General features: G+C 38.5%; 9 protein-coding genes and 1 pseudogene. 4 read left to right on the top strand and 6 right to left on the bottom strand.

Annotated features, from left to right (window positions below; all coding sequences use genetic code 11):
- Together EA341_RS05990 and EA341_RS05985 are read right to left on the bottom strand one after the other, a co-directional pair.
- Nucleotides 1-368: pseudogene (locus EA341_RS05990) on the bottom strand (electron transfer flavoprotein subunit alpha/FixB family protein); the annotation flags it as partial.
- Between the two features lie 35 nt (nucleotides 369-403).
- A complete protein-coding gene (locus tag EA341_RS05985; protein ID WP_293012311.1) occupies nucleotides 404-1,141 on the bottom strand; it encodes an electron transfer flavoprotein subunit beta/FixA family protein in 738 nt (245 codons plus the stop codon).
- 73 nt (nucleotides 1,142-1,214) lie between these two features.
- On the opposite strand from EA341_RS05985, the gene EA341_RS05980 reads away from it, so the two are divergent.
- Nucleotides 1,215-1,553 carry a tetratricopeptide repeat protein gene (locus EA341_RS05980; protein WP_293012309.1) on the top strand — a complete coding sequence of 113 codons (339 nt, stop codon included), beginning with the start codon at nucleotides 1,215-1,217 and terminating at the stop codon, nucleotides 1,551-1,553.
- Here EA341_RS05980 and EA341_RS05975 read toward each other — a convergent pair.
- Nucleotides 1,550-2,551: a zinc-binding dehydrogenase gene (locus tag EA341_RS05975; protein WP_293012307.1), complete on the bottom strand. Its 1,002-nt coding sequence runs from the start codon at nucleotides 2,549-2,551 to the stop codon at nucleotides 1,550-1,552. The two genes, EA341_RS05980 and EA341_RS05975, sit on opposite strands and share 4 nt — an antisense overlap.
- Before the next feature lie 123 nt (nucleotides 2,552-2,674).
- Complete coding sequence (gene dnaB, locus EA341_RS05970; RefSeq protein ID WP_293012313.1) at nucleotides 2,675-4,264, bottom strand: replicative DNA helicase; 1,590 nt, start codon at nucleotides 4,262-4,264, stop codon at nucleotides 2,675-2,677.
- A 288-nt stretch (nucleotides 4,265-4,552) separates the two neighbouring features.
- On the opposite strand from dnaB, the gene murC reads away from it, so the two are divergent.
- Both murC and EA341_RS05960 read left to right on the top strand, forming a co-directional pair.
- Nucleotides 4,553-5,917 (top strand): Mur ligase domain-containing protein, encoded by a 1,365-nt coding sequence (gene murC / locus EA341_RS05965; protein WP_293012306.1) that lies wholly within the window; start codon nucleotides 4,553-4,555, stop codon nucleotides 5,915-5,917.
- 8 nt (nucleotides 5,918-5,925) lie between these two features.
- Complete coding sequence (locus EA341_RS05960; RefSeq protein WP_293012304.1) at nucleotides 5,926-6,732, top strand: 3'-5' exonuclease; 807 nt, start codon at nucleotides 5,926-5,928, stop codon at nucleotides 6,730-6,732.
- A 39-nt stretch (nucleotides 6,733-6,771) separates the two neighbouring features.
- Here EA341_RS05960 and EA341_RS05955 read toward each other — a convergent pair whose 3' ends face one another.
- Complete coding sequence (locus EA341_RS05955; RefSeq protein WP_293012303.1) at nucleotides 6,772-7,578, bottom strand: M48 family metallopeptidase; 807 nt, start codon at nucleotides 7,576-7,578, stop codon at nucleotides 6,772-6,774.
- 95 nt (nucleotides 7,579-7,673) lie between these two features.
- Between EA341_RS05955 and EA341_RS05950 the strand changes: the two genes are divergently transcribed.
- Complete coding sequence (locus EA341_RS05950) at nucleotides 7,674-8,153, top strand: DUF4442 domain-containing protein (protein ID WP_293012300.1); 480 nt, start codon at nucleotides 7,674-7,676, stop codon at nucleotides 8,151-8,153.
- Here EA341_RS05950 and EA341_RS05945 read toward each other — a convergent pair.
- Nucleotides 8,150-8,932, bottom strand: a complete 783-nt coding sequence (locus EA341_RS05945; protein WP_293012299.1) for a hypothetical protein — start codon at nucleotides 8,930-8,932, stop codon at nucleotides 8,150-8,152. The two genes, EA341_RS05950 and EA341_RS05945, sit on opposite strands and share 4 nt — an antisense overlap.
- Between the last annotated feature and the right edge of the window lie 187 nt (nucleotides 8,933-9,119).

Here is a 9,119-nt window from a genome sequence, read left to right as displayed (position 1 = left end):
AAGTCGACAACGTTGGAAACCAAACCTGCATCCAATTTCACAGCTAGTCTCGCGGCAACTGCATCTCCCAAGGAAGACTTGGACAATACCAGTGTATTGGCACCAACTTGTTTGTACACCTGAGCAACGGCATCTGCGTGCGCCTGTATTACGCCAGCATCCAGTTTTTCGTCTGACACATGAATTACCTTGGAAGCTCCAGCAGTACCTGCCACGGCCAGTGCATCATCAGCTATTGTTCCTAATGCGACAGCGATGACGTCTCCCCCTGATATCTTATCAGAAAGTGCCTTACCATATGAAACTGCTTCCAAACTGGTCTTTTTAATACTTCCTTCAGCGTGTTCTATATATACTAAAATTGACATATTTATCTTATTTTCAGATTATTAAATAATTTTACTTAAAGCACTTTTGCTTCATTTTTCAGCAGTTTTACCAGCTCTTCTACATTGTCTTTGTCTACCAATTTTACTGAACCTTTAGCAGGAGGAAGTTGGAATACAGTGACATTTGTAGCCACTTCACTGTCCTTAGCTTCAACTACATTTAGGGGTTTTGTTCGTGCCGACATAATCCCTCTCATATTTGGAATTTTCCATTCTGCAATAGGTTCTTGACAACCTGCTATCAAAGGCAATTTTGCTTCCAGATATTCTTTTCCACCTTCTATTTCTCTTGCCATTTTAACATTGTCTCCATCAATATCGAGTTTCATTACCGGTGAAATAGAGGGCATTCCCAAAAGCTCTCCAACCATACCATGAACCATTCCCCCATTGAAATCTATAGATTCTCTACCCATTAGGATAAGGTCATAATTATTTTCTTTGGCAATAGCTGCGATTTGCTTGGCAACAAAAAGTGCATCTGTGGGGAATGCATTTACCCGAATGGCATCATCAGCTCCGATTGCAAGAGCTTTCCTTAAAGTAGGTTCAGTCTCAGCTTCTCCTACATTAAGCACGGTCAGTGAGGCTCCTAATGATTCCTTAAGCTCAACCGCTCTTGCAAGTGCATAATCATCATAAGGACCGATAATAAACTGAACACCGTTTTTGTCAAATTTAGTGTTGTTATCAGTAAATTGTATTTTGGATGTGGTATCCGGTACGTGTGTAATACAAACTAGAATCTTCATCTATGAATATTTAGGTTATTTATTTTTAAATTGCGTGAATTTAGTGATTAGGCCATAATTAAAAAAAGATTTCATGAGCAAAATGTCCCGAGTGGAAATGCTGGAATTATTTGCGGAACAAGAACCACAAAACCCTTTCAATTGGTATGCATTGGCCTTAGAATACAAAGAACTTAATAAAGAAAAGGCAGAAGCATATTTTTCAAAACTGCTTGAGTCATTTCCGGATTACCTTCCTACCTATTATCAATCAGCTGAGTTTTTTGCTGAAATGAATCTGCTTTCTCTAGCGAATTCCATTTACCTTAAGGGAATTGCGCTTGCGGAAACACAGAAGGAAGCAAATACACTTAGGGAATTGAAAAACAGCTATCAAAATTTCCTTTTTGAATATGACTTTGAGGAAGACTAGGAGATTTTAATGACAAGTTTGCCCAGTTGACTACCTGATTTCATTTTATCAAATGCTTTTACTGCATTTTCTAAATTAAAAACATCGTCGATAATCGGTTTGATTTTATGCTCTTCCACAAACCTCATCATATTTTCAAAATCCGAATCTGAACCCATAGTGCTACCTATTAACCTGATTTGATTCCAGAAGACTTTTCTGGTATTGAAACCCTCAGGATTGCCTAATGTAGCACCATAAAACACAATCCTTGCACCTGGAGCACAAACATTGATCAAGTTGTCAAGGGTTTTACCCATAGCGCTATCTATTATCAGGTCAAAACCTCCCGTTGCTTTTAATGCCTCCTTGGCCCAATCTTGGTTCGTGTAATTAAACACTCCTGCGACACCAAGTTTTTTGGCTTGATTTAACTTATGTTCACTGCTGCTACTGGTATATACCTCTGCTCCAAGTGCCAATGCAAATTGAACAGCTAACTGCGCTACTCCCCCACCAAACCCGGTGACAAGTATTTTTTTTACAGGTTTGGCCTTACCTTGTACCATCAATGCTCTATAGGCTGTTAGCCCTCCAAGTGGCAAAGCTGCTGCTTCATCCCAATTTAAATGAAGCGGTTTATGACGCAACCTGTCTGAGGATATAACAAGGGATTCAGATATAGTACCATGATCAGGCATGCCCAGAATTTTGAAATCTGTAGCTTGAACCTTCTCATTTTCACCCCAATTTATCGCAGGATTTACAATGACCTCTTGACTTATCCATTTACTGTCCACTTTGGATCCAACTTCCTTAACAATTCCAGCCCCATCAGACCCCAGGATTACTCCATCCTGAAGATTAGGATAAAGCCCCTGCCTACACCACTCATCCCTATGGTTTAATGCACTTGACTTGATTTGAATTCTTACCTGATGATCTTCAAGCTTAGGAAGTGAAACATCTGCTATTCTAATTTTATCAGTTGAATTTCTATCTAAAACTAAAGCTTTCAATTTGAAGTTTTTAAAAGGTTGAAAATTAAAGACCAGGTGTATGGCTCATGTACTAAAACTACAAAATTAACACAGCTAAAAAAGTAAAAGTTTTGATTAGACCTTAATAATGTAAATAAATTCCTAAAAAGGAGCAGGTTCATTGCTGCCCATGCTTCCAGGGAATGAAGAATCGCTATCACCACCATTAGCCTTACTCTGTAGCCTTATTGTGTTTCCGGAATCAAAATCCTGCGAACCACTTGAAGAGGGGAATTTACTACCATAAAGCGCTTCTTGAGGTTGATAAGGCACGTTCATTTCTAAATCGGTGAATTTCGTATACTTACCTATAAACCTAAGTTTAACATTTTCCAAAGAACCATTTCTGTGCTTTGCTATTATCACCTCTCCCACTCCTAATGTAGAGTTGCTATTTTCATCTTCTGTAATCCCATAATATTCGGGACGGTAAAGGAACATTACCATATCAGCATCTTGCTCAATAGCTCCTGATTCCCTCAAATCGGATAATTGAGGTCTTTTATCCCCTCCCCTTGTTTCTACAGCTCTTGATAACTGTGAAAGAGCAATCACGGGAATACTTAATTCCTTGGCAATTTTTTTCAAAGCCCTGGAAATACTTGCAATTTCCTGTTCCCTGTTGCCTCCTTGACCGCCAGCTTTGGAATCTCCTGACATCAACTGAAGGTAATCAATCACCACCATTTGGATATCATGCTGGGCTTTTAGTTTTCTACATTTTGCCCTGAGTTCTAATATGGACAATGCTGGTGTATCATCCACAAATAATGGTGCCTTGGAAAGTTTCCCGGTTTTGTGAATCAATTGCTCCCACTCATAATCTGCGAGGTTTCCTTTTTTAATTTTTTCTGAATCAAGTTCAGCCTCAGAAGATATCAACCTGTTGACAAGCTGAATAGAGGACATCTCCAGAGAGAAAATGGCTACCGGTCTGTTATGATCGACAGCTGCATTTCTCAGTACAGACAATACAAAATCCCTTTTAACCATATGACGTCGTGCCGCTATGATTACAAGCTCATTTTTTTTCCAACCCGATGTGACCCTATCCAAAGCTGTAAATCCACTTGGAACACCTGTAAGACCATCTTTTTGACCTTTTTTGGACTCCAATTCTATGATGGCTTCTTTCATGATGTCCCTCATATTGGAGTAATTCTTACGGATGTTTTTTTCCGAAATTTCGAAAAGAGATTGCTCCATTTTGTCAAGCAACTCAAAAACATCTGTAGTGTCTTCGTAAGCATCCTTTTGAATCTCAGAAGCAATACCTATCATTTCACGTTTCATGGATTGCTCAGTTATAATCCTGGCGTGAAATTCAATATTTGCAGCAGAAGATACTTTTGAAGTCAGTTCCGTAATGAAAAATGCTCCCCCTGCGAGTTCAAGCTGCCCGTTTTTCCTAAGTTGGTTGGTAACGGTAAGGAGATCGATGGGTTGGCTATCTGCAAAAAGATCCAGAATTGCAGTATATATAGCTTTATGGGCCTCCTTGTAAAAGCTTTCGGGCTTCAGGATGTCTACTACGGCAGTCAAGGCATCCTTTTCCAGCATCAATGCTCCCAATACAGCTTCCTCAAGGTCAATTGCCTGAGGAGGCAATTTTCCCATTCCTGAACTTAAGTTTAAATCAGGTTTTCTTTTACCTGTAATTCTGTTGGGGTTGCTGAATTGATTTTCTGCCATGGAAACAAATGTAACGGCTTTATGCAAGAGTTTTTAAACAAGTTATTCACCAGATATCCACAATGCCTCAATTACTGCTGATTATCAGTTTTATACCAATTAGTTCTTAAAATTAATTTTCACCAAAGCTTTTTGGTACATAAATCTAGGAACTTCAAATAGAAAACGAAGCAAATTACAATTATTGATAAATTCATGATAGAAAATAGTGAAACTTGAGTTTTTAATAGAAATGGTATAGTCTATTAGACCATATGCTTACATTTGGGTTTTAACTTTTACTAAGCAATGCGTAAGAACTATCATTTTATTGCCATAGGAGGTGCGGTAATGCACAACCTGGCACTAGCCCTTCACCAAAAAGGACATTCAGTAAGTGGGTCTGATGATGAAATCTATGAACCATCCAGATCCAGATTACAAAAAGCAGGAATTCTACCCGAGGAAAAAGGTTGGTTTCCAGAAAAAATCCATAAAAAACTGGATGGAATTATTTTAGGTATGCATGCCCGACTGGAAAATCCTGAATTGGTAAAGGCAAAAGAGCTGGGCATACCTGTATATTCCTTTCCTGAATTCATCTTTGACCAAAGCAAAGAAAAAAAGAGAGTGGTAATATCCGGTTCGCATGGAAAAACTACGATTACTGCAATGATATTGCATGTGCTGAATTTTCACAAACAGGATTTTGACTACTTGGTAGGTGCACAGATCGATGGATTCGACCTTATGGTTAGACTATCTGATGCACCTATTATTATAATAGAAGGTGACGAGTACCTCACCTCTCCTTTGGATAGAAGGCCCAAGTTTTTCCATTATTACCATGATATTTTACTTATGAGCGGAATAGCATGGGACCATTTCAATGTTTTTCCAACTTTTGAGTATTACAAAGAACAATTTGAAAAACTTGTTGAAATGACGCCGCAGGATGGCACATTTATCTATTGTGAAGAGGATATTCATGTCCGAGGCATAGGAGAATCTCAAACCAAGAAACCATTTGACCTCATTCCCTACAAGGCACACCCTTATGAAATCAAGGATGGCAAAACCTTCCTGTTGACAGATCAAAGCAAAATTCCCATCTCGATTTTTGGAGAGCATAACCTGCAAAATTTGATGGGAGCATTAGAAGTATGTATTGCGCTTGGTTTAAAAAAAGAAGCATTTTACGAGGCTATTAAAGTATTCAAAGGTGCTGCAAAAAGACAGGAGATTTTGGCCCAATCAGAATACAGCATTCTTTTCAGAGACTTCGCCCATGCACCCTCCAAATTAAAGGCAACTGCAGATGCAGTAAAAAATCAGTTTCCTAAAAGAAGACTAATAGCAGTTCAGGAATTACATACCTATAGCTCCCTGAACAAGGACTTTGTTGGGAATTATGCTGGCAGCATGGATGCGGCAGATTTATCTATTATCTATTTAAATCCAAAAGCTGTATCTTTGAAAAAATTGGAACTTATGGATGAAGCCACTTTAAGGACTGCGTTCCAAAGAGAAGATCTCATTCTTTTTACTGAAATTGAAAAACTGAAATCCTTTCTTGAAAATCAGGACTATAAGGGTACCAATCTATTGCTGATGAGCTCAGGCAATTATGATGATATGGACTTGAGCTATCTAAAATCAAAAATCAATCAATAAATTTTGACATGAATTTAAATCTAAAAAACCCCATTGCATTTTTTGACATAGAGTCAACTGGAATAAATATATCTACTGATCGTATTGTGGAAATCTCAATACTCAAACTTCATCCGGATGGTAAAAAGGAAACAAAAACACTTCTCATAAACCCTACTATACCCATTCCCAAAGAGACTTCTCTGATTCACGGCATTTATGATGAAGACGTAAAAGATGCACCGACTTTTAAAGAGATAGCAAGAGAACTTCATCAGTTTTTAGTTGGAGCAGATTTATCGGGTTTCAATGTATTGAAATTTGATATTCCTCTATTGGTTGAGGAGTTTTTGAGGGCTGGTATTGATTTTGACATTGAAAAAAGAAATATCCTGGATTCTCAGAAGATATTTTTCATGATGGAAAAAAGGAACCTTACGGCTGCTTATAAATTTTACTGTGGTAAAAATTTGGAAAATGCCCATTCAGCTGAAGCAGATACCATTGCATCTTATGAGGTTTTTGAGGCACAGGTAGAAAGATACCTAGGTGAAGAAGCTGAAGATTTACAAGGAAATAAACTGGGGATTTTTGAAAATGACATGAAAAAGATCCATTCAATACTTAATGAGAAAATGGTGGATTTGGCAGGCAGGTTTATTTTCAATGATGAAGGCGTGGAGTGCTTCAATTTTGGAAAACAAAAAGGTAAGCCTATTGCTCAAGTATTAAAAGAGGAGCCTGGCTATTATGATTGGATGATGAAGGGTGACTTCCCATTGGATACCAAAAGGAAATTCACCCAAGTCAAGCTGAGAGAATTTCAACAGCGATAATTAAAAAAACCTGCCAGATTAACCTGGCAGGTTTTTTTATTACCTTTTTTGACTTTTTTCATAGTACTCCATAGCAGTAGGCATCTGTTTATTGAGTTGTTCAATACGTCTATTAGGACCAGGGTGAGTGGATAAAAATTCCGGAGGCCTTTCTCCCGAACCCGCATTGTTCATCCTCTCCCAAAAATCCGGAGCGGCCCTGGGGTCATATCCAGCAAGGGCCATAAAATTCAACCCTAATTGATCAGCTTCCAACTCATGTCTTCTGGAGAATTTCAACATCCCTAATTGCCCGCCTACGCCAAAGGCCTGAAGAAATAAATTCTGGGTCAAGGTAGGATTTTGTCCCATTGCAGCTTGTGCACCACCCAATAGTCCATTTAATAATAAACCATTGGACATCCTCTCTCTGCCATGATGTGCAATGGCATGAGCGACTTCATGACCCATTACTACTGCAACACCGGTTTCATCCTCACAGATCGGCATAATTCCTGTGTAAAAAGCCACTTTTCCACCAGGCATACACCAAGCGTTGACAATATCTTCTTGGATGAGGTGGAAGTCCCATGCGAATCCTTTTAATTCGTCCTCATAACCATTTTCTTTGAGGTAACTTTCAACCGCATCAGCTATTCTACGACCCACCCTAACTACCATTTGACCTTGCGAAGTATTGGTTACTAAATTACTTTCTGCCAATACTTGATCATATTGCTCGTAAGCAAGTGGTAATAACTCTTGATTTCCAACGAGGGATAATTGGTTTCTTCCGCTTAGTGGAACCCTGGAACAGGAATAAAGTAAAAGTCCAAGCGCAAATAAAAAACTAATTTTCTTCAGCATATTGATTAAATTTTGATCAAATTAGACCAAAAAAGGTGCCATTTCAAACCATGTCTTTCATTTTTTACTATTTTGAAACTTAATTTTATAGCCCAATGAACGAAGAAGCAAAGAAATACCTAAACAGAATGACAAGTCCCATGATTTTTTGGTGGGCTATGCTTTTTAAGCTTCCCTCAGCGATTTTCTGGAGGCTTAGGGTTAAATCCCTGGATCTCAAGTCATGCACCGTAACCATCCCATATTTTTGGCGTAGCCAAAATCCATTCAAGTCTATTTATTTTGCTGCCATGGCAGGTGCTGCCGAATTGAGCACAGGAGCACTATGCCAATTGGCTATGGCAGGCAAAGGAAAATTCAGTATGCTTGTGGTGGATTTTAGGGCTGAGTATTATAAAAAAGCAAATCAAAAAATCGCTTTTTCCTGCAATCAGGGCGAAGAATTATGTGGCCTGATTGATGCTCTCAAGGTTGGGGATATGGATAAAATCACAACAGTCTCTACAGGTGTTTCCCCAAGTGGGGAAATTGTTGCCAAATTTTATGTTACTTGGTCATTTAAAAGAAAGTCTTAATCCCTGAACCTGCTGTTTCTTTGGTCGATTGGGTTTCTCCTGTCAAGACGAGGTGGTTCTTCTTTTCTGAACCTCGTTCTTTGATCTAAAAAGTCAGTCAGCATTTTTTCAACCCTCTGCCAATCCATATCTACAAACTGATGGTCAATATTGGCCATATTGAATTCAATAATCAGGTCATCCATATCCCTGTCTGTAAGATTATATTCCATTTTGAGGACTTGCATCACAGAGTCGGATTGAATCAAATCGAGGTAATCCTGCTGCCTAGATAAGAAAGCTAATTTTTTAGCATACTGCCGCTTTTGCCTTTCACTTTTCATGAAATAGGATATAGGCCCATCCAGTGTAAGACCTGGCATAAGGTTCTCATTATTGCTGAGACCTGCATAGATCTTTCCAGGCCCTGCTGGCCTGTCACTTAAGGAGCGCATTGTGGATTGATTACCGGCCTTAAATGGGATTATCATTCTATCACCATACAAATCAAACATTGGAAGTGTCCTGGCATCTAAATAGATGTCTGTAAAAATATGAGTTTCCTCTCCTATCAACATTTTTTTTGGGATATAGTAATCACGCTTAAAAAGTAAACTATCCCCTTCCTTGCCTTTAACCCTGAAATATCCTCTTTCATTGGTCATGATACTGTCTTTGTTGTTGATGTTGATGACCCATACCTTATCCAAAAAATTACGATCCATACCTTCCACTACATTCCCTGTGATCACCTGGGCTTGTAAGTTGCCAAGACTGAATAGTCCCAGAATTAATGACAATATGGTTACTTTGAATTTCAACATCTAAAAATACCAACACGATTTAAGGCTAAAAAATTTATCTGGTTAAAAATTATTAAGAGTCAAGGTGACCAAAAACTTTCAAGAAGGTTCTGTATAGATACTGATACGCAAGAGAGGTCTTTTTTCTTAATCGAGAATAAATTTCTGAGATCCATTAAATACT

Origin of the sequence: Mongoliibacter sp., assembly GCF_007692705.1 — a bacterium.
Classification (GTDB): domain Bacteria; phylum Bacteroidota; class Bacteroidia; order Cytophagales; family Cyclobacteriaceae; genus Mongoliibacter.
This window is presented reverse-complemented; position numbering and strand designations above follow the sequence as displayed.